Origin of the sequence: Paenibacillus aestuarii (assembly GCF_027789125.1) — a bacterium.
In the GTDB taxonomy this organism is placed as follows: domain Bacteria; phylum Bacillota; class Bacilli; order Paenibacillales; family NBRC-103111; genus Paenibacillus_E; species Paenibacillus_E aestuarii.
Genome location: NZ_JAQFVF010000077.1, coordinates 1 through 24,650, shown reverse-complemented (window position 1 = coordinate 24,650; position 24,650 = coordinate 1). Strand labels below are relative to the sequence as shown.

Annotated in this window: 25 protein-coding genes and 1 riboswitch; of the genes, 8 read left to right on the top strand and 17 right to left on the bottom strand. The window is 42.2% G+C overall.

From position 1 onward, the window contains the following. Positions 1 to 118 precede the first annotated feature (118 nt). The gene (locus tag O9139_RS26205) at positions 119 to 610 is read left to right on the top strand and encodes a CBO0543 family protein (protein ID WP_270884703.1); all 492 of its coding nucleotides are present in this window, start codon (positions 119 to 121) and stop codon (positions 608 to 610) included. 128 nt (positions 611 to 738) lie between these two features. Here O9139_RS26205 and O9139_RS26200 read toward each other — a convergent pair whose 3' ends face one another. The 3 genes from O9139_RS26200 to O9139_RS26190 all read right to left on the bottom strand — a co-directional run bounded on the left by O9139_RS26200 (position 739) and on the right by O9139_RS26190 (position 3,349). Next, complete coding sequence (locus O9139_RS26200; protein ID WP_270884702.1) at positions 739 to 1,308, bottom strand: dihydrofolate reductase family protein; 570 nt, start codon at positions 1,306 to 1,308, stop codon at positions 739 to 741. Between the two features lie 414 nt (positions 1,309 to 1,722). After that, positions 1,723 to 2,535 carry a glycoside hydrolase family 16 protein gene (locus O9139_RS26195; RefSeq protein WP_270884701.1) on the bottom strand — a complete coding sequence of 271 codons (813 nt, stop codon included), beginning with the start codon at positions 2,533 to 2,535 and terminating at the stop codon, positions 1,723 to 1,725. A 505-nt stretch (positions 2,536 to 3,040) separates the two neighbouring features. Further along, the gene (locus O9139_RS26190) at positions 3,041 to 3,349 is read right to left on the bottom strand and encodes a hypothetical protein (protein WP_270884700.1); all 309 of its coding nucleotides are present in this window, start codon (positions 3,347 to 3,349) and stop codon (positions 3,041 to 3,043) included. An 851-nt stretch (positions 3,350 to 4,200) separates the two neighbouring features. Here O9139_RS26190 and O9139_RS26185 point away from each other — a divergent pair. The 6 genes from O9139_RS26185 (at position 4,201) to O9139_RS26160 (ending at position 7,156) form a co-directional block, all read left to right on the top strand. Continuing rightward, complete coding sequence (locus tag O9139_RS26185; protein WP_270884699.1) at positions 4,201 to 4,551, top strand: DUF805 domain-containing protein; 351 nt, start codon at positions 4,201 to 4,203, stop codon at positions 4,549 to 4,551. 564 nt (positions 4,552 to 5,115) lie between these two features. Beyond that, the gene (locus O9139_RS26180; RefSeq protein ID WP_333742943.1) at positions 5,116 to 5,343 is read left to right on the top strand and encodes a spore germination protein; all 228 of its coding nucleotides are present in this window, start codon (positions 5,116 to 5,118) and stop codon (positions 5,341 to 5,343) included. A 13-nt stretch (positions 5,344 to 5,356) separates the two neighbouring features. After that, positions 5,357 to 5,542, top strand: a complete 186-nt coding sequence (locus tag O9139_RS26175) for a hypothetical protein (protein ID WP_270884697.1) — start codon at positions 5,357 to 5,359, stop codon at positions 5,540 to 5,542. Positions 5,543 to 5,579: 37 nt separating this feature from the next. Next, positions 5,580 to 5,981, top strand: coding sequence for a spore germination protein GerPC (gene gerPC / locus O9139_RS26170; RefSeq protein WP_270884696.1), 402 nt, complete (start codon positions 5,580 to 5,582; stop codon positions 5,979 to 5,981). Between the two features lie 403 nt (positions 5,982 to 6,384). Next, complete coding sequence (locus O9139_RS26165; RefSeq protein WP_270884695.1) at positions 6,385 to 6,630, top strand: hypothetical protein; 246 nt, start codon at positions 6,385 to 6,387, stop codon at positions 6,628 to 6,630. 19 nt (positions 6,631 to 6,649) lie between these two features. Beyond that, the gene (locus tag O9139_RS26160; RefSeq protein ID WP_270884694.1) at positions 6,650 to 7,156 is read left to right on the top strand and encodes a hypothetical protein; all 507 of its coding nucleotides are present in this window, start codon (positions 6,650 to 6,652) and stop codon (positions 7,154 to 7,156) included. A 173-nt stretch (positions 7,157 to 7,329) separates the two neighbouring features. Here O9139_RS26160 and O9139_RS26155 read toward each other — a convergent pair whose 3' ends face one another. From O9139_RS26155 to O9139_RS26090, 14 genes are all read right to left on the bottom strand, one after another. Next, positions 7,330 to 8,514: a phospholipase D-like domain-containing protein gene (locus O9139_RS26155; RefSeq protein ID WP_270884693.1), complete on the bottom strand. Its 1,185-nt coding sequence runs from the start codon at positions 8,512 to 8,514 to the stop codon at positions 7,330 to 7,332. A 685-nt stretch (positions 8,515 to 9,199) separates the two neighbouring features. Continuing rightward, complete coding sequence (locus tag O9139_RS26150; RefSeq protein WP_270884692.1) at positions 9,200 to 9,595, bottom strand: DUF2243 domain-containing protein; 396 nt, start codon at positions 9,593 to 9,595, stop codon at positions 9,200 to 9,202. Positions 9,596 to 9,978: 383 nt separating this feature from the next. Continuing rightward, a complete protein-coding gene (locus tag O9139_RS26145) occupies positions 9,979 to 10,938 on the bottom strand; it encodes a DMT family transporter (protein WP_270884691.1) in 960 nt (319 codons plus the stop codon). Positions 10,939 to 11,291: 353 nt separating this feature from the next. After that, entirely contained in the window at positions 11,292 to 11,840 is a 549-nt protein-coding gene (locus O9139_RS26140; RefSeq protein WP_270884690.1) for a DinB family protein, read from the bottom strand. Positions 11,841 to 12,096: 256 nt separating this feature from the next. Continuing rightward, a complete protein-coding gene (locus O9139_RS26135; RefSeq protein ID WP_270884689.1) occupies positions 12,097 to 13,707 on the bottom strand; it encodes an FAD-dependent oxidoreductase in 1,611 nt (536 codons plus the stop codon). Between the two features lie 181 nt (positions 13,708 to 13,888). Continuing rightward, positions 13,889 to 14,434, bottom strand: a complete 546-nt coding sequence (locus O9139_RS26130) for a DUF1003 domain-containing protein (protein WP_270884688.1) — start codon at positions 14,432 to 14,434, stop codon at positions 13,889 to 13,891. 312 nt (positions 14,435 to 14,746) lie between these two features. Next, positions 14,747 to 14,918: riboswitch (M-box (ykoK) riboswitch) on the bottom strand. 264 nt (positions 14,919 to 15,182) lie between these two features. Next, on the bottom strand, positions 15,183 to 15,917 hold the full coding sequence (locus O9139_RS26125) for a glucosamine-6-phosphate deaminase (RefSeq protein ID WP_270884687.1): 735 nt from the start codon (positions 15,915 to 15,917) through the stop codon (positions 15,183 to 15,185). Next, positions 15,907 to 16,911: an ROK family protein gene (locus O9139_RS26120; RefSeq protein WP_270884686.1), complete on the bottom strand. Its 1,005-nt coding sequence runs from the start codon at positions 16,909 to 16,911 to the stop codon at positions 15,907 to 15,909. The genes O9139_RS26125 and O9139_RS26120 overlap by 11 nt, the downstream gene beginning before the upstream one ends. A 10-nt stretch (positions 16,912 to 16,921) precedes the next feature. Continuing rightward, entirely contained in the window at positions 16,922 to 17,635 is a 714-nt protein-coding gene (locus O9139_RS26115) for a copper homeostasis protein CutC (protein ID WP_333742941.1), read from the bottom strand. Then, positions 17,636 to 18,235: a carbohydrate ABC transporter permease gene (locus O9139_RS26110; RefSeq protein ID WP_270884716.1), complete on the bottom strand. Its 600-nt coding sequence runs from the start codon at positions 18,233 to 18,235 to the stop codon at positions 17,636 to 17,638. It abuts the gene before it with no gap. A gap of 241 nt (positions 18,236 to 18,476) precedes the next feature. Continuing rightward, positions 18,477 to 19,364 carry a carbohydrate ABC transporter permease gene (locus O9139_RS26105; RefSeq protein ID WP_270884685.1) on the bottom strand — a complete coding sequence of 296 codons (888 nt, stop codon included), beginning with the start codon at positions 19,362 to 19,364 and terminating at the stop codon, positions 18,477 to 18,479. A gap of 76 nt (positions 19,365 to 19,440) precedes the next feature. Then, positions 19,441 to 20,781 (bottom strand): ABC transporter substrate-binding protein, encoded by a 1,341-nt coding sequence (locus tag O9139_RS26100; RefSeq protein WP_270884684.1) that lies wholly within the window; start codon positions 20,779 to 20,781, stop codon positions 19,441 to 19,443. A gap of 84 nt (positions 20,782 to 20,865) precedes the next feature. Continuing rightward, on the bottom strand, positions 20,866 to 21,873 hold the full coding sequence (locus O9139_RS26095) for an asparaginase (RefSeq protein ID WP_270884683.1): 1,008 nt from the start codon (positions 21,871 to 21,873) through the stop codon (positions 20,866 to 20,868). A gap of 29 nt (positions 21,874 to 21,902) precedes the next feature. Then, positions 21,903 to 23,069, bottom strand: coding sequence for an ROK family transcriptional regulator (locus tag O9139_RS26090; RefSeq protein WP_270884682.1), 1,167 nt, complete (start codon positions 23,067 to 23,069; stop codon positions 21,903 to 21,905). Positions 23,070 to 23,583: 514 nt separating this feature from the next. Here O9139_RS26090 and O9139_RS26085 point away from each other — a divergent pair. Then, the coding region (locus O9139_RS26085; protein ID WP_270884681.1) for a spore germination protein at positions 23,584 to 24,650 on the top strand (1,067 nt) is incomplete at its 3' end.

Here is a 24,650-nt window from a genome sequence, read left to right as displayed (position 1 = left end):
AAAATAAAGCGCCCCTGTTCTAAATTAAGCGAACATATACTTAAAATTTAATAAAGTAAGTTACTTATAAACTTTATTGGAGAAACTACTGTAAGTAACTTTCAAGGAGATACCGCCGATGTTTTATATTATTGAAGCGACTTGCCTATTATTAGTTTCTTTACGCTTGGGCGATTGGTTTAAAATAAGAGAATTTCAAGCTACTATGTTATACATAGCACTAATGAACTTTACTTATTATTTTTATACCAACCAAAATAAATTGTGGATTCTCCATTCGGCTCTTGGTCATACCATCAACGAAACCATTCATAATTACATCATAAATCCATTAATTGCTTTTATATTTTTATCTAAATTTCCAAGTACAAACGCGAGGAACAAAATCTTTTATACAGTTGGGTTTATTTTAGCTTTTTCACTGTTGGAGGGGTTTCAATATCTTTTCGGTTTTATTTCATACGAGGGCGGATGGAATTATTGGTGGTCTTTCTTCTTGTATTGTGCAATGTTTCCTATGCTTAGATTGCATTTTAATAAACCTCATTTCGCATATATGTTATCAGTGCTCTGGGTACTGTTCTTTCTTTATGCGTTCGGTTTTTTATAATGTAGCGAGCGGTTTAAATTTGGAAATGACTCTAATGCCGCTAATGATCAAGCCTGCCGGATAACGCCGGCAGGCTGTTTAATTAAAATAACGTTCCCCGTTAGAGCGGAGCACCTTGTACAGCGTGACTATTTCTCCAACTCATAGCGGGTCGCGATAATGCCCGATTTGAACGATCGGCTGGACAGCAGCTTGAGCCTAATTTTCTCGACGCCGCCGTCGAATACCGATTTTCCGCTGCCCAGGACGACTGGACAAATCGTCAGTAGGAATTCGTCGATCAGGCCGAGCTCAAGCAGCGTCTTCGCCGCTCCCGGGCTGCCGAAGATGACAAGATTTTTGCCAGGCTGCTCCTTGAGCACCTTGATTTCCTCTGCGATATTGTCCTTGATCAGCATTGTATTGTTCCATTCCACCTTGTCCATCGTCCCGGAAATGACGATCTTCTTAACATCTTGCAGCCATTTGGCATGCTCCATTTCGTGACTCGACGCATTCGGATCATCCAGCATCGTGGGCCAGTAGCTCTCCATCATCTGATACGTCGTGCGTCCATAAACTGGTGCTCCGACTTCTGCTACGATCTCCTCGGCGTATTTCTCTAATTCCTCGTTGTACGGAATCCAATCGAGTCCCCCTTTCGAATCCGACGCATACCCGTCCAGCGACATATGCATAAACAATACGAGTTTTCTCATGTTCGTTCCTCCTTCGATTTCAAGTTTATTTTGTTCGATTTTTTTTCCGTTGTCCTGTGTTTTGTCCTGCTGCTACGTTCATTATAAATCCTTACGTTACGTAATATACAAGTGGAAATCTGAATTTTTTTGAAGACAACAATGTTGCGCATGCTGCCCGTTACTTTAACAGGCACAAATAGATTATTGAGTCTTGTCGATCAGACCAATTCCTATTTTGTATTTCCACTATCCATTAATGGAATGGTGACACAGACCATCTTTTTGCAATCGCTATTACATTTTCTTCATCGGGTATGTTGGAGTCGTCATTAAATGTAAGTCCTACATCCTCACTTTGTAGTTTGTTGAACTAAAGCCCGCCGTTAACTTAATTAACTAAATAGTAGTACTTATAGGCAGAATGCTTTGGAATCAACCATTTTTCTGATAACAACGCACATAATCAATAATAAACTCGCTGGGATATACTTTCGTCACAACCGAAGCATTATCGGGTGAAGGAATTTCATAAATGTTAAGCATCAATTGCATTGGATATCGCGGTGATTGGTCAGATGTATATATCAATTCGTTATCGATATAAAATTCAACGCCCTGTTCAGTCCAATCAACAGCGTAAAGGTGAAACTGAGTAGGGTCAAAGCGAAATTCCTTCTCTAAAAATTCATCATGAATCTCCGGATCACCGAATGGATGGATGCCAAAACCAATCGTACATCTATCGGAACTCACATTCCAACCTTTCAATTCAAAAGGGCATATTTCGGCTGATTTATAGGGTTGATCCTCGAAGCCGATCATCCAAAATGCACAAACGTTATAGGGGCTTCTGATTCCTTTTACCCGTATTTCAAAATATCCATACTGAGGCGTAAACAGTCTTTCAACCGCTTGCTCTTCTCGGACAAGACAGTTACTTGAAAACTTGTGTTGACCATATTGACTGCCAACGGGACCCGAATATACCCCTGTCTGAAGATTACTTACTTTCACATCTCCATTAAACTCTTGACACCACGGTAACTGGTCCTCGGTTATTTGTAAGATGAGAAGGCTATTTTCGATTCTATACTTTGCTTTGGAGCTTTCACGGCTGCTCCATTGGGGCAAATAATAAGGAAGCCACTTCGCATGGTTTAAGTCATCGAACTCAAAATCGTCTTGAAATACTAGTGTATAACCCGATCTTTCAATCTCATTTCTTGGAAATCCCCCATTTGACATTAACTATCCCTCCACTTTTGGCATGTAAGTCAGTTTTTTCCAATTTTTGATTTTAATGTTTTCGACACAAACCAACGAATATACTTTGGAGATATTACGCGATCGTTTGCGCAGAAAATCACTCCGCCAAGAATAGAACGCACGTTCGTCATCACCAGTATATCAATTTCCAAGTTTTGTTACTACAACTTTTATTATTTCTTATAACAAAGAAGCCATCCCCCATCCGAAAATGTTACTAATTTTGAGGAATAGAGACTTCAGGCTAAAGTTCGTTAAACAACCCAATGGATGGTTTATCGTTAAACCCCCCTTTATTTTGCCAGACAAAATTCTATTCTCCCCTTAGACTGGCGAGTATTAGCGCTCTTTTAACAAAAAAGTCCGGCTAACTCGTACGAATTCGCTCCAATTGGAGGAATTGCCCCGAACTAACTGGACTTTATCATCACTTCTTATTTGCTGAACCCTAGCCTTTGACCGATCCCGATGTAACGTTTGATTATTATTCAATTAAGAACCAAACCAATAGCAACGCAAAAAGCAGGAGAAGGTGAAAAAGTGGAATGGTCGAAATCAGTAAGATTCCTCGCTTCCGCTTGACGATAGCGAGAATCAAACACACCAAATAAGTAATCAAATACAAGCTCGATACGATCACGAAAGAGAATACGACGAATATTAACATCGCGCTCTCGTCGCCCGATCGACTCCCAGCAATCTGCATGATGTTTCCAATCATCATGAAAGGATATGGCAGCAGCGCCAGGCCGCCTATGACAAGGAAAATGATGCTTAGCGCTTTTTTATTCATGATACACCTCATGTCTCTTCCCTTATCACCATTTCAGCATTGCTGGTTTTGTTATACGAAGGATTCTCGTCATTCGATTTCCAAAAACATCCAACGAAGATAAGGCGATAATAAGTAATTTTTATTTCATTTCTGAACCCTATTTTCATTTATTACTTGATAAAATAGACGTATAGGGATCAAACATTGATACGCTACTCTGCCTAGAGTGACTCCTGTATATGACAACGAAAGTCAACCCACCTTTGTATTAAATGCTATTTAGGCGTTGAAGTGTTTTCTACAGCTGTATCCTGCTGAATGGTATGCAAATAGTATAAGTCGTGATTGCGATAATGTAAATAATGACAGGAAGTCCCCTACTCTTCTGAATTTCGGGGGAACTTTGTGTCATTTCATTGGCATAACAAAAGAGGATTACTTAATCAGCAATTACTTATTGAACTTCTACAATTCCACTCATTTATCAACTCGCTCAACTGCTTCGTCCATCTTACTTTGACCTATTTGCGAATCAATTACTGTAGTTTTAGGGTCAGAAAGGCCTAGTAGCTTTGCAGCTGCAGGTGATCTTTTTCTTCTCTGTAGAAGCGGGTAGCGAAGGTGTGCCGTAGTTTATGAACGGTAAGTGGTTTTCCATAAAAAGAAGCATACCTCATAATCAAGATCTGTTTGTGTTTAATGTCACTTTCATCTGTAAACCGTATTCACAGAATGATAACGATGTATTTTTATGTCGATTTAATCAAAAATTTACGAAATTTTAGTTCACAAATTGCCGCGAATTTTGTAATATATAGTAGACAAATGGGTAATTGTAGGTTTTTGTAGATGATGAAGGAGGTTGTAAAATGGAATGGTATTTGAAAGTATTGCAAAATTACGTAGGATTTTCAGGAAGGGCACGACGCAAAGAGTATTGGATGTTCACACTTTTTAGTGCAATTATCGGTATTGTACTTACAATTTTGGAATTAGTTGTTGGACTTCGAAGTGTGCTTACAGGAATCTATTCCTTGGCTGTTCTCCTGCCTTCGCTGGCTGTTACATTCAGAAGGCTTCATGATACGGGAAGAAGCGGATGGTGGATTTTAATAGGTTTGATCCCGATTGTCGGCTCGATTATTCTCCTTGTATTTAGCTGCTTGGATAGTGATTCCCATGATAATCAATATGGTCCGAACCCTAAGCTATTCGCATAACACAAGCATCTGAATCGTCGAATAGTCTCGCAGAGCTGAGATAGGAATGCGTTCTTAAATTATTTTTCCCTAGTTCACCTTTATTGGTGAACTTTTTTTTTGCATAGTCTTGGTTACTCTTCTAATCGACCTTCATCCGACTAGCCACCCGATTGAATTCACTCATAATCTTGAACAGTTAAGGGGGAATGCCCTCACAATTACGTCTTCATTTGGGGTACCTCCTTTCTCTACCGAGCTTATAGGTGAACTAAACACTTTTCCTTTGCCTTGAATCTGTTACCCTTATCCAACCTCAGCAATTTCAGACACAGATGCCCAGGAAAATGAATACACTACATCACAGAGTGAATGAATGGGAGTTGGGATCGGATGAACCAGACGGTAACTACTGATTTGTGCGTAACAAAGCACTTATCTTAGAACTGCAGGTTATTTCCCTTTCCAGTAGTAGAACCCATTCATAAGTTTTTTGAGCCTTCTGAAATTTTTATTTTGGACTTTATCATTACAAATACTGCAATCGCGCAGTTGGCCGATGTAATCGGCTAAAACGCACAAAGGATGAACTTTATGCCAAACGTGTTTAACATTATAAACATCAGAATCAACGAAGTTGCTACTGGAGGCGTCGTTAATTTCGGAGACAATTTATTACGAGGAAATGCTGCAAATTCTAAGGCAGTGGGAGGCAATACTGTAATTGGAGACGCCACATCTTCTGTGAATGCGGACCGAAACAATGTTTTCGATCCTGACATCAGTGATCAGGGAAACAGTAATCTGGTATAAGGAGAACTCATGTATGAACTTTTATATTAACCACATTAAAGTGAACTCCATTGCCAACTTGGGTTCCCTCAATATTGGATACAACATTTTATCAGACAACAGGGCAACTGAAATTGCAGAAGGAGTAAACGAAAAGACGCCTGAAACTGGTCAAAAGGACGATGAATTACCGCCACCACACCCAGTCGTAAACGAGTGATCATTTGCTGAATTTTATTTCTGAAGGAGGCGACATTATGTATGATGCAAATAATTATCTGCTCTCCTGTATACGTCAATTTGAGCAAAGGATCGCCATGTTGGAGTTCAAGCAATGTGAGCTAGAGGCGGAAAATAAAAAATTAAAAGATCAATTGCTCGGCCCCCTACTATTTGACCTTTCGGATCAAATTAAAACTCAATTAAAAGAACATGTAGATAACCAGCTCAAAGAGAAGATGAATGATCACTCCAAACATACAACGCCTCCAAATATCACCTACAAAATACAGGAACTGCACGTAAACGAGCTGAAAGGAACACTCAACATTGGTATAACGTCAACCGCAAGCCCTGAAGAATTGCGCACCATGCTCGAAAAGATGAAAACAGATCAGGGACATATCGCCGAGAATATGTTTTTTTCACAAGAAACGTAGGCCCCAAGTATCCTCGCCAATTAGAATTTGTCCATTTTCGGAATTATACTTACGTTAAATCCCCTATGTCTGCTGCGACTGCGGGGATATTACCTTCTATTTTCTGGCTTAATGACTTCGATGAAGACTGATGGTCCGTGAAACTCCGATGCCCTTGTAATATCAATCCTCAAATGCACGAAGCAATTTTAATGTTATTGATATGGGTATTCTTTATTGAAAATCGCTGGGCGAAATTATTCCTCCTAGTACCATTTGGGACAAGACCAGGATTCAGTAAACAGAAGCCAGCAATGTTCGTCATTATTTAACTTTTTGTCGCTTTACTTATAGCAAAAAAGAAAGTTAAACAATCCAAGCTTAGGCGCATACCTTATTGTATTAAGATTTGAGGAGAGATAACATGGCTCTTTCTATTCTTTTCAACATGATTAATGTCGCTGGGCAGCAAAGAAACGGTACAGTATCTGTTGGAGAAATTGTTCAAAGCGGTTGGTCAGCTCATGAAAAACAGAACATCGGTCAAGGAATGTTATTTGGGGTGAATAACTCGTTAGGAATAATTACGAATATTATGGATAACGACCTAATCGATTCACCTATCGTGGACGACGATGGTACAATTACCAACCAGGGACAAAGTCTCTAAATGAAATGAGGAAGTGCTTATGAACGTCTCATCTCAGCAAGTTACGATTTCGTTTACAACTCTTAATATTAACTCCATCAGCTCCAGCTCTGGTGTTTTCGTTAGCTCAGTAAATTATTCTATTGGCTGGAGTTCTCATAGTAAAACCAATAATGGGCTAGGCAAATTTGCAAATACATCTGTTATCAACTGTATAGGAACTGTACATGATAACGATGTTATTGATTCTCCAATAGACGATTCGGATCAATTTACCATTCATACAGGGAATCAAGACAAACCTACAAATACAGTGATTAACTTCTCTGAGATCAACGTGAATGCGCTAACTAATAATTCAACCATTTCTGTTGGAGACATAGAGCAGACTGGCTGGAGTTCACATAGTAAAACGAATGTAGGAGAAGGAGAAAATCAAGGAATAAATGTTTCAAAAGGGATTTCTGCTGTAATACAAGACAATGATTCGATTGATGCTCCTATCCGAAATTCAATACAACTGCAGACCAAGCTAAGTGAAGATTAAGGCGATTCGCCCTGCAGAGGGGGATAAAGGGAGTAAGCAGGAATGCCTCCTTTCACTTGGGTAGTGGGTACCTCTAGATAACGAAGGCGGTAGAAGTATCCACAAGGCTGACAGCTCATCAAATATGGCTTGTACATACTTCATTGCCTTCGTTAATCCAATGTTTTTACTCGCTAGAGATAGAAAGAGACTATCGAAATCGTTCTCTCCAATAAACGATCCCATAAACTCAATTCATCAAAATAAGTATCAGGAATACGCTTGGATATCCGAAAATCATCCTGTAACTTGTTCTGAATTTCAGCTATAATGGGTCCATCATAAATCGAGCATATCGATTCTTTATTAAGATAAAAGGTGCGAGTATCAAAATTAGGGGTACCCGTCATCACATACTTTCCATCAACGCTAAAAACCTTTCCATGAAAAAAACCATTTTGATATAAATAAATTTCCGCTCCATGTTTCAAGAGTTCTCTTAAGTATGGATATGCAGCTTGTTTTATCAAAGGAAAATCACTATTAAGCGGAACTAAAATTTTTATAGAAACACCTCGTTTTCTTGCCTCAAGCAGTTCATCCTCAATTTTCTTCCCAGGAATAAAATAGGGTGAAGCAATCACTATTGAATTACTTGCCTTCATTATCCAGTCTTGATATTGCTCCGCCAATCCTTTTCCGTCCGTAAATAAATATTCATACCGTGTATTTCCACTTTTAAGGAAGCTAGTATGTACAGGAAAACTGTCACCAGTGTTATCTTTCCAATCAAGCAAAAATTGTCTTTCCATTTCTTGAGCACCGTCTCCACTGATACGAAAGTGATAATCTTCCCAATGCCCCAATCGCTTACCTTGATTTAAATGTTCCTTCCCCATATTAAAACCGCCAATATATGCGGTCGACCCGTCAATCACAATCATTCGGCGATGATTCCGATTTTGTAATGTATAGAAGATATGAGGAAAAGTAGGCTTTCCGCTAAACGAGAATTGCACTCCAGCCTTTCTTAATCTTTCTAGCATCGATTTCTTAAACAGAAAGCTTCCCATTCGATCCGTCGACAACCTGACTTCGACACCCTGTTTTGCCTTATCCTCCAATAAACCAAGAAATATATTACTAATTTCATCATTTCGGATGATAAAAAAATGTATATAAATGTAGTCTTTCGATTTTTGAATATCGGAAAAGAGCGCATCATATAAATTTTCACCCTCGTTATACATCTGAAAATCGGCATAGTGGTAAGGACTTTGGTGTGTCACAGCAGCTTCTTTTACACCCTCTTCTATGTCTAGATAAACCCATCCTATGAATAAAAATAGTAACAAAAGAGCAAATAATACCTTTTTCACCAAAGGATTCTCCTTTTTTTGATTACTATTAGCCAGGAAGGGAATTTTTATACAGTACAATTATTTTTCTAAAATAGGTTGCGGTTGATCGCCGTCTGTAATGGCAAATTTTAGCTCGTCCTTTTATTTCCATTGCTCCCCATGATGCTTCTTTCGCTTCAACTTTCACGAATCCTTAACGAGTTGGGGAGGCGTCTCCGAATGCCTCATTGTGTCCAAGCATTCCTGCGTGAAAAGGAATACCTTATGATATCCCTTTAAAATAAGGAGCTGATATCATGAGCCGGTTTCCGGATGTGGTCATTATCGTCAGAAGTAAAAAAAAATTTGCCAACATCGGCAAGGTACGCATTATAGGAAGCGTATTCCCTTGTCGCAGATCTTTAAGAGTAGGGGCCCCCGTAAAGGATGCAGTACTCTGTCTTCTGCAACATGGGTTCGTCATTACGGAACAGAAAAATATCGGCGTATTTTTCCGTATTCGATGAGTGGAACCTGATAGTCCATCCTAAACCCAGATATGGCAATGTGCTTTTTTCAGGCCCTTTACGAATGTAGAAGGCTGTGCCAGATTCCTCTGACAGCTATGCCTTGTTTAGTACCACCTAGTCCTACTCCACTATGACAATTGACTTAACTGCAGAGAGAGACGCGATGAAGTGCGTCTCTCTCTAATTTTATCAGGTTAGAGCCTGATGTCTTGGTTAGGCTTTACTTTGTTCCCCATTTCTCTGCGGATGCCTTGCCATAAGAGGAATATCCCGAACAGAACAAATATAGGTTCCAAGAAATTCGCTTCCGACCCACTTGTGATTCGGTGAAGCTTGAAGATCCAATGGAATACGACGATATCGAAGCTAAGAAATAAACCTGTCGCAACAATGAAACCATTAAAGAAAGCTGAACTGCATATCCGCCTTACCAATTCCATGATAATTACCAAAAGTATAACTCCGAATAACACTGCGCCGATTCGATTCAACGGATCTGCGTTACTGTATCCGAATGCGTAGGCTTTTAAAATATGTTGTTCTTGATAAGTCACTATGGCCCCTGCGATAACTCCGAGCAATCGTTTCAATCACAAAACCCTCCTATTTAATACCTGTAACCTCATTTGATTGTAATACGTAGCAAAAACAACAACAACAACAATAAAAACTCCGTATTGAAGAGTGGTTGTTGATGAAAATGTTCAATTTAGACTCGATTTATCATTTAAAAACTCATTGTTACGCAGCTATTAAGTTTACATATATTTTTGCTTATCCTGGAAATAACTAATCAATCACTACTTATTCTCTAATTTTGTCTTCCTCGGTAAATTTGGCAAACAAAAAGCAGTTGCCTAAGCAAACTGCTCCATTAAGAATACTTTTCCGTCTTTCTCAATATCAGCCGATCCCATAATACCGAACGAACCTTTAACATAGTACAACCAGCCGTTGAAATGTCGTTGAATGACTATTTCATATTAAGACCTTCCTCTTTTCTATTTGAAACATAACTTTGTAAAACCATGCCTAGGATGACGATAAAAATACCAAACCAAGACAAGAGAGTAGGAAGTGATATCGATAAAATTACAATTTCCCCAGTTATTGTAAAAAACACTTCCATTGATTGGGTTGCTTCGACTGCGGCTAGCTTTTTCATATCTCCCCTTACCATATCTGTTGCCATGAAAAACAAGCTCGTCGCTATGACACCAGAAAAAAGTGCCACCATTAGAGATTGAATACTTTGCCCTACACTCGGTAATCCGACGGTTAGTAAACCATATAAGGAAAGTAACAACCAAAATGGAAGACTTGCCAAAGTCATTCCTAGCACCCGTTGATAAGCATCTACACGGCCTTCACACGCGTCCATCATTTTACGATTGCCCAATGGATAAGCAAATGATGCGATCAGAATCGGGATGACCCCCAGTAATAAATTCTCGAGAGAAAGCTGCTTTGCATGTTCCATTTGCATGAGAACAATTCCTAACAGAATAATCAATGACATCATCAGACCTCTAAAGGGAATTCTCCCTCTAATCTGTAACGGTCCATTCTTTGTGTGTATCGTTTCAAAAAATAACGGTGCCAGCAATGAACCTGAAATAATCGTAGTTTGCCATGTCCCAGCAATCAACCAACCAGGTGAGTATGCAGACGCAAAACATAATGGAGCATAAAATAAGCCGAAACCGACAAAGCTCCATAACATCCATTTTGCTGGTTGTTTTTTCATTTCTTTTAAGAGTGATCGTAGATTTTTTCTTATGATTACAATACACAGAAGAAAAGGGATCATGAAGAAATATCGAAGCGAAGCGCTCCAAATCCAGCTGCCGCCAGATAACTCCATTGATGCATTAAGCACAAATGTAAAAGCAAAAAAAAAGGCTGCGCAAATACCAATGAAAATTGCTTTCAAAGAACTTATCTCTCTCCGTTTCTATTACTCAAAATAATTATAACAATAGTGTAAAGCATGCGTGAAAAAACTCATCCATTGGATTTTTGCCATCTTGACTATTAAAGAAGCGTTCCGTCTAGATTAAGCGAAATAGAACGGAAATCTATGGAATACTTTTCCAGCTACTTGGGACGTTTATTCATCATACACTTTTTTAAGTATACCACCTTTGAATTGATCATTAACAAATAAACATTGACAAGGTTTAATCCCCCGGTATAGCAATACCCATAAAAAGAAAGAACAAACCTCAAGGCTTGTTCTTTCTAATAAAAAATGATATCTTGTCGAGTTCTCGTTTTAAGTTTAGTTCAATCTTTCCCTGATCTAATATCAATTGGTAGTCTTTTTCTTAGCCAACGAATTTGGCCTCTATGATTGATCTCATCTTCAAGGACATGAAACCACATAAAATAATAATTAGACGTTTTCTGATTCCAAAATTCATGCTCTTCGTATAACCACTCGTCTGTCTTTAGTTTAAATAAATCATAAGTCTTATCCCTTATTTCATTTAATATATGAATATAGTATTCAAGTTTATTTCCTTTGATTTGCTCTCTACCTAATTCCCCTAAGTCTAATGCCGCTCCCCATTTCTTCATTTCATCTTCATTTAGATCTCTATGCTCAAATGTATACAATTGATACGCATACTCAACTGCAGCAAAATGTAATAATAATGAACCAATTGAATTGCTTGTTGAATCAATTGTAAAATCTAACTGCTCTGTCGTTAGTCCTTGAACGCTTTGAAAGGTAGTATACCTTGCATAATTCATCATTGACATTAGCCGGCTAATTTGGGGCGTATACCCAGGGATATCTGAAATTAAAAAGATTTTATCCATATCCAACATTTTCGAGTTTATCTCCTTAAATGATTTTTGACACTTTATTAATCAATTCGTTTAAATGTCCACTAATCCTTCCACGGAACTCGTCAATGTTGATTCCCTCCTCTCCTTCGGTATTGAGAAAAAGTTCTTGTCAGTTGGTCTTGACAAGAATTTTATCCCCTAACGCAAAAAAACCGCATTTAATGCGGTTGTTAATGAGAACATGTTCTTGTCACCCGACAGCAGCTGACTCATAGCTGTGACTGCTTCTTTTTCGCTATTTTTTGTGCTTGTATGTCGTAATATTAATCTCGCCCGTATCAAGCTTTTGCAACTCATCTTTAGACCACCCTTGCACCCTATTCTCTCCCCTAACTCCTATTACATTGATGTGATACTTCATTGCCAGCAAATGCTGTACGCGCTCCATCTCCATAGCCGGTACGTTCGCAACAGTATACTTTGTGCCACGTAGTTCACCCAGAAGCACCCCGATCGATTCGGCTGCCGTGCTCGTATTCGGCTGAATACGCACACTTCCATAAGCGATCGCCGATGCGCCTACGTTCTTGCCGGCCATTAAGACATTATCGTAGCCCTTCAGCACAAAACTTCGAAGAGGTATTCCGTATTTGTCAGGACGCCCCATCTCGACCCCCCATTTGTTAGCCGTAATACCTTGCAAATCTATCGGGTAACCGCCGATGCTAACGTTATCGTCGAACATCCGACCAGATAACAAATCCGACGCCTGAAGCGTATACGCAGTTTCATAATGATTGTATTCGCGAATGTAAAGATAAGGAGGAAAGCCGTTCAGTTCAGCGTTCTCCCATCCGGGGAGGTTCTTACGAAAAAGCTCTAAAATGAACGGGATCTCCTTTTGGCCAAGAGCGATCGCCTGATTAACAGAAGCATCATCCGCTGGATTGACGTCAAAAATAAGCAAACCGTTAATTAGCACGTCTCCATTCAACTGATTGATCGCATTGAAGCCACGTAAAAAGAGTCGATCGCTCGTTGGTTTATAAGCCTTCGTCACTGCGTCGAATGAGAGTGCATAGCTTTCCGTTAAAAAAGCCGTGCCGAATTTTTTCTTCCGCTCTTCCAGTTTCATCGAGTTAAACACAGAGAGCCATTTCTTCCAATTTACATGCTTGAATTTCATCATGTAACTTGAGCCCATATATTCAATCTTCGATTGTCCGTATAATTTTTCAAGTCCAGGCGCTCTTGTCACGTGTAATTGATTTACAAAAGCAGCGTAATCAGTATTCTCAACCCATGACGACGCTGTAATATGGTGTTGCACCCCATCGCTAGTGGTGTAAGTGAGAGAGGATATATGTTCGTTTCCATCCACACCAGTAACTTTACCCACTTGACCAATTCTTACTGCTTGCGTAACAGGAATACCCTTGACCAGTTTCTCCATATAGTGCTGAAAATCGTGGATCTTTCTTATTTGGCCGTTCTTAAAGCCGTCGAATAATTCCTTTACCCGGCCTTGGACGAGTGACTTTCGATGGGCGTCCCTTGTCGCGTCGAGGAATAGCATTTCTCCTTGCAATACTTGCCCACCAAATGCAGGTCTGGGATCCAGAATACAAACGCGTAACCCTTCATCAGCAGCCGCTTTTGCCAAATAAAGTCCTTCTAGCTCGCTCCCAATCAGCACGACATCAGCTTGTTCCTGAGCTAACTTTTTCTCCTCGGAAATGGGCGTGCTAGCTGACAGCAACTGGGGAGAGCCGATACGTTCGGATGTTTGACTCCTCTTTTCCTTCAAGCTTTCCGATTGCTCGGAAGGTGTATGATTGCATGCCGACAGTGACAAGAAGATAGTAATTGCAGACAAGCAATTTGCGATAGGCTTAATTGGACTCATGGGGTACCTCCTTATTAATCATGAAAACGCCGTCAACATTATAAATAGAGTAGCCTCGTAACGGCTACTCTATTCTTAATGTTGAACGACGATGGACAGAAATTGAGGAGTTACAGGAGGATCCTGAAGTCAAGCCAAATCTAAAATGACCCTGCGGGTTCACATCCGTAGGGTCATTCAATCATTCATTCGTTTGTCGAGATGCAAGTAAAAGTTTCTTTATCTCCATAAGCTCGCCTTCGATCCGGTGAAGGTGGCTCTGCATATCGTCAATCTCTTGTTCAGCTTTGTAGTTGATTGCAAAATCAATAATTGATTCGTGCTTATCCCGAGCGGCTTGGCGGTTTTGGCTCATCATAATTACGGGTGCTTGGAACGCAGCAATAAAAGATAAACACAAGTTAAGAAGTATAAAGGGTGGTTCATCAAAATGAATCTTTGTAAAAGGTAGTGCATTCCAGAGAATCCAGACAATTAGAAAAATTGCGAAGTAAATGATAAATCTCCAGCTACCGCCGAACGATGCGATGCGATCCGCAATTCGGTCAGACCAACTTGTCTTTCTTTGATAAGCTTCATCTAAGTGAGATAAGATACTCTTTTCGTAGTTATCCACTAATCTGTCAATGCGGCGTGTATTTTCCTTATCTAACTCAATATCAAAGCCCTGAATTTGAGCAGCCTTCTTAAATTGTATCTTTTTATGGAAAAAATTCATCTTGGACATGTTGACTACCTCCTTTTTTAAGGCAGCCAGATCCAACTTACCCCGTAAGAGAGGAGTTAGAACCATACTCTGTTACGGTATTTAGTTTTAACCTGACTGCCGATATACTTGTTGGTTCCGGTTCTGGTTCAGACAAACCTCGACTACCCATAAATTGGCTCAACCCCTCTCCTTTTATCATTTAGTTCTCCAGTATTTTACTCTTCGTACTGACGCTATGCCACTGCAATTACCCAAATCCTTGAAAATAAAAATGCCCCCCAGCTCAACTGAAGGACATAGAACTGCATACTAAATAAGCATGCAAATATCCGGAATCCCCCAAGTCGAGCTTTGGCACTACACGACGTAAAAGAACAACGCTTCTTTAGCCACCTTAAGAAGAGCCTTAGTCCGGCAATTCCTGTTCTACCCATTGGCATCTTTCGATGTTTCCGGGCAGTGGCTTATGTTCGTATAGGAGCCTCACCTAACGAGGACCTCTTCGTTTTTCTATGTCATCATACTGCTGCCAAAATGTTCTGTCAATGAAAAATATACTAATTTTCTCTATGCACAATAAACCATCATTTCTACGCTACTGGAATGAAAAAAGAATAGCCCCTTTTAACAGTTGAATGCAAAACTATCAGGGACTGCGCTACAGTTCTCTTAACTCCTATAAGACTTGTTTTATAACTTCCACTAAAACAAAAAACCGCGATTTACGCGGCCTTAAATGAGATCAACTTTAACACCTGACAGTTTGTTACAATGAAATTCTCCGAGCAGCTGCAGGATCGAGAATGATCGTTGCATTCGCATGCAGCTGTAAGAAAGAGGCTGGCACGCAAGTCGTGATTGGTCCAGAAAAAGCTCTGGCCACCATGTCGGCTTTATTCTCCCCTGCAGCCACCAGAACAATGGACTTCGCCTTCATAACGGCCTCCAAACCAATCGTTATCGAACGCTTGGGTACCTCATCTTCAGAACGAAAATGCAGCGATTGAGTAGGTCTATTCTCTTCGAACAACTGCGAAATATACGTTTTCGCCGGTATGTGATCACTTGGTTCTATAAAAGCAATATGTCCGTTTAAGCCTAACCCCATAAGTTGCCAATCCACATAACCAAGATCGGCCAACAATTGATCAAACCTCCGGCATTCAGCCAATAGATCCGTTGCATAGCCATCCGGAATGTGAGGCTCGGATCGAAGCGTCTGAAGTTGACTGAACAAATGCTCTCGCATATAGGAGCGATAGCTTTCCGGATGATCGGCGGGAATGCCAACCAGCTCATCGGGATTCACGAATTTCGCTTCATGAAATGCAAGCTCACCTGCTTGCTCTCGCCGGATCCATTCGCGATAAATCCCATACTTTAACGGCGATGAGCCAGTGGTCATGCCCAGTACCGATTTCGGATTGTGCTTCAACTGCTCCGTTAGCAAGTCCGCAACTCTGGAACGAATGGCTTCTTCAGGTATGACTTCAATTTTCAAGTGAATTCTCCTTATCGGCTTGATTTACATACTTCCATACTAATGCAGCACCGATTGCCCCCGCTTCCACACCGAGCGAAGAACGGGTGATCAGAACATCTTTTACCATGCCTTCAATTCCTAGTTCTTGAATCGTTCTCCGCATGGGCTCGAAGAGCACATCCCCACTTTGCGAAACCCCGCCACCGAAAATGATGACCTCCGGATTGAATAGATGAATGATCGTCACCATCGCAACCCCGAGCGCCTCCCCCGCTTTTTGCAGCAAAGAGACAGAATAAGGGTCACCGCTTGAAGCGGCTTCTGCCACAAGCTTCGCTGTCACCTTCTCCGGATCCTGTCCGGCCAAATCGGCCAGCAAAGGAGTTTGCAGCTTACCGGCGCGTAGTTCTTCAGCGGCCTGACGAGCTATGGAGTTGCCGGCGGCATATACTTCTACGCAACCTCTATTCCCGCATTTACAAACGGGCCCATTCCTATCAATGCTAATATGACCGATTTCCGCTGCATTGTTCGAAGCTCCCAGCAGCATGCGGCCACCACTGATGACACCGCCTCCTATTCCCGTGGACACGGTAACATACACACAGTCTTCGGTTCCTTTGCCTGCACCAACCAGCCATTCTCCCAGTGCCGCTGCACTAGCATCATTGATTAAACGAACCGGAACGCCGAATCTCCGTTCCAATATTGGCCCTAAGGCAACATTTCTCCAGCCTAAATTGGTCGACAGAACGATTGTTCCAGTACTCATATCAAGTATACCCGCAGTTGCGATACCTAGACTTTGAATGCTTCGAGCTTGGAGATTGGGTACAGAGGACAGCAGCGCCTCAATCATATCGATCAGCCGTCTGATGACCTCATGCTCCCCTTCTGCAGCTAAAGTGGGCTGTTGATCTTTGGCAAGTACACGCCCTTGAGCATCCACCAAGGCAGTCAACATTTTGGTTCCACCAATGTCTATTCCTAAAAAGTACTCATCGATTGTCATAGTTGCTCCTTCATGCATCCGTCTTAGCAGACTCGTACCGTAGTTGTTTAATCTGTTGGATCCGAGCGGGATCGATCGGGCTAAGCGCATCGCCATTCATGCGCACAGCTTTGCCGAAATGCACCTCTTGAACGCCTGTTTCGGCTACAAATGCGAGCAGTGACGCAATTGTAAGACCGCTTCCTGCCAAAATCTGTATTGACGTCTGTTGACTCCAAGCGACCAAACGCTTCATCTCCACGACAGCATCCAAGACGTTGGGCTTACCGCCGGAGGTAAGTATACGATCGATTTGCTTGAACTTCTCAAGCTCGACTAGCGCTTCCTCAACATCCCGAACCTCATCGAACGCTCGATGGAAGGTGACGGAAAGCCCCTCGGCCTCTTCCAGCAATCTTGCTATCACTTCCACATCCAAACGCCCTTCCGGGGTAAGCGCACCCAACACGACGCCAGCGGCCCCGAGTTGTTTGACCATGCGGATATCCGCAATCATTGCAGCAACGTCTAGACGATCATAACAGAATGAATAGCTGTGTGGGCGAATCATCACCTGAACGGGGAGCTTAGTCGCCTGAACCGCTGCTTCGATCAGCCCATAACTTGGCGTCAATCCGCCTTCCACCATTCCGGTAATGAGTTCGATCCGATCGGCACCACTCCGTTCCGCCGCAATCACGTCCCTCATACTTGTAGCAATAACTTCGAGTAGCACACGTTTCACCTAACCTTTCACAGCACCTTGTGTTAAACCAGCAACGATATATTTTTGCACGATGGCAAACATGATAATGACAGGAATGAGCGAGATCATACCTGCCGCACTCATCTGCCCCCAATTGATATCGAATTTTTGAACAAAGCTGCTTAAACCGACAGGAACCGTCTTGGCAGATTCGCTATTTGTAAACATAACGCCAAAGAACAAATCGTTCCAAGCCCCAATAAAAGCAAACACAAAGGTCGCGACGATCCCCGGCTGCATCATCGGCAGTACAACTTTAGTCATCGTCTGGAATTTGTTACAGCCGTCAATCATGGCCGCTTCTTCCAAAGAAACCGGAATACGCTGAAAGAAACTGGACATCGTAATCAAGCAGAACGGTATATTCATCGCCGTGTAAGTAATAATCAATGAAGGTAGCTTATTCAACAAATGGATTTGGCCAAAGGTAATAAACAAGGGCACGAGAATCACCATGACAGGCACCATTTGGGTTGCTAAAAAGGAAACGAGCACCAGTTTTTTTCCCTTAAACTGATATCTGGCCAAACTGTAACCTCCCAAGATGGAAGCAAGCAAAACCAGAATTGCACTACACATACTAACTGTAAAGCTGTTCAATAAATATCGGGGAAAACTTGTATTTTGCAGCGTATCTACATAGTTCACCCAGGTTAGCGCTTTGGGCCACAAAGTCAACTTGCCGCTATAGATTTCTTGTCTTGTTTTCAAAGAAGTCACAATCATCCAATAAAACGGAAGCAGTGTCCCTAATGCAAAAAGCAACAATACAACAATTCTAACGAATTCGGGAGCCGCTTTTCGTCCGAAGGAAGTCATTTTAGAAATCACCTGCTTCGTCATATTTGGTTGTTCGAAGGAAAATTAACGTATATAGAATGAGGATGATTAACATGATTACGCCAAGAGCAGACGCCTGACCGAAATCCGTTGTATAGGAAATCTGATTGAAAATATAGGATGATAAGTTATGCGAGGTGTTAGCAGGCCCCCCATTTGTCATGATATAAATAAGATCCGCTGAATTGAACACCCAAATAACCCGAAGCAGAACCGTAAGAATGATGGTTGGCTTAATGTAGGGAATGGTCACGGAAAATAGCTTCGTCCATCGGCCAGCACCGTCGATATCTGCTGATTCGTAAATATCTTTGGGCACCGATTGCAAGGCGGCCAGCAGCATGATGCCAAAAAACGGTACGCCGTACCAGACCATCGCAATGATGATGGGAAAAATCGAAAAGCCCGGAAGCGCCAAAAACGGAATGCCTTTATCCACTATTCCCAGCTTCATCAACAAGTAGTTGATCAAACCATTCTGTTCACTGAACATCCACTTGAAAATCATCCCGATCAAAAAGGCAGAGACCGCCCATGGAAGAAATACGATCGATTGGTAGATGTTTTTGCCTTTAAATCTGGTATTCAGAGCTAACGCCAGCATAAATCCGAGAACAAATTGCAAGCCGACTGTCAAAACGACCCACAGTAAAGAATTCAACAAAATTCGGACAATATTATTGTCTGTAAGTATAGCTTTGAAGTTTGCCAAACCAGAAAAACGAACGTCATTCGGTTCAAACAAAATATAGTGCATGAAGGCCAGCTTCAGTCCTTGGAGCAGCGGATAGGCAAAAAAAGCTAACAAAATCAGGACGGCAGGTGCTATCAGCAAGTAAGGTTCCCATAGTTTCAATCTCAATTTCAAAGCCGCTTCACCTCCCTTTGGGATAAGGAAAAGACAACCGGGACAGAACTCCGCCCCGGTTATCTGCTTCTTGATGTTATTGTTTATTATTTTTCAAATACTCTTGCTGCTCCTGTGTCAGGAAATCAGCCAAATGCTTGATTGTATCCTCGAGGGATTGCGTTTTGCTCAAATATTTTTGGGTCTCTTGTACGGCAAACGTACCCGAGAATTGTCCCAACTTCGTCAGATGGCTCGGCGGTCCGGCGAATACAATATTGGAGTCCGCCATCGCAGCTGCATAACCAGCGATCGGGCCTTTGCTGAAATTCGGATCCTTCAGATTGTCGTTGTAAATCGGAATGGTCGAATTTTTAATGGAATATTGCAAATTAATCTCAGGGGAGCTAAGGAATTGAATAAACTTCCAAGCTGCATCCTTGTGTTCGGAGTTGGCTGCCATCGCATATGCGGCTGTGTACCCCCAGAAAATATAACGTTTGCCGTCATCGGATTTCGGCATCGGCACGACGTTCCATGTGCCTTCCTTCATGTTCTTTTGCGCCGTAATAATGACTTCAGGGGTTTGATTCAGGATGGCGGTCTGGCCGTTTAGGAATCCCTGAACCATTTCATTAAAGCCCCAGTTTATCGACTCTTTAGGCGAATTACCGTTCAAATAGATGTCATAAAACTTCTTGAATGCCGCTTGCGCCTCAGGTTTGTAAAGAATCGATTTGCCATCCTTGTCAAACCAGCTGTCGCTGTGCGTCGCTGCCATTACGTATTCCATAGCCCGAAGAATACCGTTCGCACCGCCACGGAAGGAAATGCCGTATCTTCCTTTGGAAGGATCCGTCAGCTGTTGGGAAAGCTTGAAGTAATCGTCCCATGTATCGATTTTCTCCGGCAAGTTGCTTTCTTTGAACCAGTCGCTGCGAATAAATAGGCCTTGAAGCAAAAATCCATCGGGAATGGCATAGACCTTCCCTTGATACTTATTTCTTGCCTGCTTGAACGCCTCGGTCACATTGCCTACTTGATCCCATTTGTCATAGTAAGGCTGCAGATTTTCGAGATACCCAGCCGCAGACATGGCTACGAGAGATGTGTCGTCGATGCTGATGACGTCCGGGAGCTGCTTGGCAGCACCGAGCGCCAACCATTTTTTATTCGCTTCATCCCAAGGAACGGATGTGTATTCGACTTCAATATTCGGGTTTTTGCTTTGAAATTGTTTGATGAAATCCTGCATGAGTGCTGTTCGCTCTGGGCTTGGAAGCGGATCTAAATAGGAGATTTTCTCTTTTTTGCCTGAACTTTGAGCTGCACCACTGGCATTACTGGAACTTCCCGCAGGTTCGCTGGAACAGCCGACAAGTCCGACCGTCAGCACAAGAACCATGCTCATCACCATAGTTGACATTCTTTTTTTCAAAATAACCCCTCCCGTTGTTTCTCGAAATTATATATGTAACTTGCCGGAGCTTTACTTGTGCGGACCCGACAATGCTCATATCGCTTATGAGTGGGCTTCAAGCGTGAATACAGCGGTGTTGCGCCCAATAACCTTCTTGTTATCATTCTTGATCTCTATCGGTGCGAGCTCGTACATGCTGCGGATCGTGTTCGTATTGACATATTGAATCTGCTCCAAAATCGAGGCGACAATTAACGGCCATTCGTCCTCGGAACCGTCGAGCACTTTCAAGGCAAAGGCTAGCTTTTCTTTTTTTAGTCCAAAACAATAGACGCCCTTCGCTCCGCCCTTCGCTACGATATTCGAATCCATGAGCAAAGACGAACAGATACGGTCTGAACCAGCAACCATCTCATAGTGTTCATTCATGAGGCCTACCATCTTCTGAACAGCGGCACGAGTCGCCATATCCTCAATGAGCTCCGGGCAAGCCAGCTTGAGAAAAGCGGTGGCCAAGTTTCTCAAAGGAATCGCAAAGACGGGGAACCCGCAGCCATCCGTGCCAAGCTGAATCTGGTCAACCGGACACTCCGACAGATATGAGAGCGTTTCCATAATCTCCAGCTGTGCAGGGTGCTGAGGTTCAAAATAGGTCTCCAAGGGATATCCCATCATTTTGCAGAGTGCTAAAACCCCCAGATGCTTGCCGGAGCAATTATGATAAATCGAACGCTTAGGCGCTTGCTTGCGAAGTAAATCCTCTGTCGCGTAGACGCTGAGCGGGTAAGTCGGGTGACAGACAAGCCCCTCTTCCACCACGCCAATCTTCCTCAGCATTGACTCGAGCGCTTCAACATGAAACGGCTCGGCGCGATGTGACCCCATCATGATGGCCGTTTCCTTTCCGGTTAACCCGAAGTGGACATCGGCGCCATGGCGCAGCACGGGAATTGCTTGAAATGGCTTGCCGGCCGATCTCAGAAATGTCACGGCGTTCGTATCACCGACAGCATATTGCACGTCCCCGCTATAAGAAACTCCGCAAATGTGTCCCCGATGCACGCATTCGAGCGTGTCTCCGCGATACTCTTCCAGCAATATTTGATCCATATGACTTCCTCCTCATGATAGATGGTTGATTACATTTCATGATCCAATCGCTGCTGCAGCGCAAGGGTCGCCGCTCCGATAAGCACCGCTTTGCTTTGCAATTTGGAACTCACCAGCTTATATGTCCCGTTAAATGGCCCCCAAATGAACTGATTCACTTTTTGCTTCACCGTTTCAAGCATTTCTCCATGCTGTTCAATCAAATGCCCACCGAGAATGATCGTATCCGGATTATACATGCATACCACATTGCTGACGGTAATCGCGATATACGTGCAGGCACGGTCGATAATTTGCGCTGCCCACATTTCATTATTATGAGCGCTGTCGAATATTTCCTGAATACTTGTGACAGGCTTCACTTTATTGGCTTCCTGAATAATGGTGAAGTCAGCAATATACGTTTGCAGACAGCCTCTTTTCCCGCACTCACATAACATGCCATTCGGGTCTACCGTTGAATGGCCAATCTCGCCGGCGATGTTCGATTCTCCCCGGTACACGATCCCATCAATAACGAGCGCGGAACCGACTCCGCTGCCGAAACCGAGCAATACCGCTCTTTTCGATCCTTTGACGAAGCCATAGTACGTTTCGCCCAGCGCTTTGACCTTCAGGTCATTATCGATAACAGTCGGAATATTTAGATGAGCCTCCAGCAAAGCAGCGAAATGAACATTCTCCCAGCCTAATTGCGAAGAGAAAACAATCGTTCCCTTAGACATATCGATGATGCCCGGAACGCCGATTCCAATTCCGATGATTTTGGAAATAACAATATCATTCTGATCAATAAGCGTTTGAATGTGCTTGGAAAGCTCGCTCGCCACCTGGGCAGGCTCATCCAAGTGATAAAGCTTCGTTATACTTTTTTCAGCAATAATGTGACCGTCAAAATCGACGATGCCGATTTGGATCAATCCTTTATCCATCTCGACACCGATCGTGAGCACGGAACTGGCATCAATATCTAGCATCGTCGCTTTTCTTCCTACACCCGAGGAGTATTGCTCCGTTTCCTTCACCATACCCATTTGACAAAGATCGTTGACGATACGCCCTACAGAAGTGGCACTCATCGAGGTGAGCTTCGCAATCTTCGCTCTGGATATCGGACGGCTGCTCTTTATGAGGTCGAGCACCATATTCTTATTTTTTTTCTTTATAAACTCCTGATCGTGTTTGCTGATATCCATTACTTTGCCACCTTCGATTAATACCATGATGTTATTAATAGATTAAAAAAATCAAGAATTATAGATTGATTTATTTAAAACCAACCCTTTTGTGCAACGATACGACAATAATTAGTGCTGTGGTGTTATTAATAAGATCGTATCAGGAGTTCAAAATTCTGTCAAGGAATTTCGAACTCCATGTCATGTAAAATAACATTGTTTTTTTGAAGTTAGCTGCTGGTTTCCATGAATCTATGATTATGCTTGTTTTATTGTCATTTTATATAACAAAGGCAACCGATTTCTTGGTCTTTCCATACAGAAAAGCCCGACCTCATGCGGACGGGCCTTTTGGCATTACCGTTTTTTACCGATGTTGATCGAAAAGAACTTGAATCCGTTTGGATCCTTAATGATAAAATGTGCTAGTCCTTCACTTGCTTCATCTGCTTCAGTCATCATGCTCATCATGCATAAATATGAGAATTAATGGAAAAATAACTTTGGCAAAGATATGTGAGGTGAAATCAAGTTGGACACACTCATTTCTCAAATTCAAGCGGAGAACGAACAAGTGCTGCGTCAACTGTTCGATGCTTGTTTCGATATTACGTTTCGCTCCATCCATCCTCCTGGCGGTCCAAGCATACTGATCATTTATATCGCGGGATTAGTCGATACGGACAAACTAAACAATGAACTCTTTCGACCCGATTCCTCTGAGTGGTGTGGTTTATTTACGACTGCTCACATCTCTTCCGTTGCCCCAAGTAGCGAGACGCGATACATTCAAGAAGTCTGCAATTTGCTTCTTCAAGGCCAATCAGCTGTATTTATCGAAGGAAGATCCAGTTGTATTTTGCTGGATTTGAAATCAAAAGATGGCCGAAGCATTGACGAGCCGACATTTGAACAATCAATTCGAGGTCCTCGAGAGAGTTTTACGGAACGAATTGAAGTAAATTCATCGCTTATTCGTAAAAGAATTCAATCGACTCGCTTAAAACTTGAATCCGTCAAAATCGGTTCGTTATCCAAAACAAGCGTCATTATCGTATATGTGGAAGGTATTGTCCAGGAGAATGTATTGAGTCAGGTGAAGGAACGGGTTAACCGCATTCGAACGGATGCGATTTTAGATTCGGGTTATATCGAAGAAATGATTGAGGATGTATCGTTTACTCCATTCCCTCAAATCCAACTAACAGAACGCCCAGATATTGTTGCGGCTAATATTTTGGAAGGCAAAGTCGCTTTACTGACGGACGGTTCGCCAAATGCATTAATCGTCCCTATGACGTTTTGGTCAACGTTTCAGTCAGCAGATGATTATTACGAACGATTCATTTTCGCTTCTCTTATGAGGTGGACAAGGCTCATTCTCTTCTCCGTCTCGCTCTATCTTCCTTCGTTGTTTGTAGCGATTACAACGTTTCATTCACAGCTCATGCCGACGAATTTCCTTTTCAGCATTACGACGGCTCGAGAAGGCGTTCCGTTTCCCAGCGTCATTGAAGCATTATTGATGGAATTCATGTTCGAGGCACTCCGTGAAGCGGGAATTCGTTTGCCCAAGGCGACTGGTTCAGCAGTCAGCAT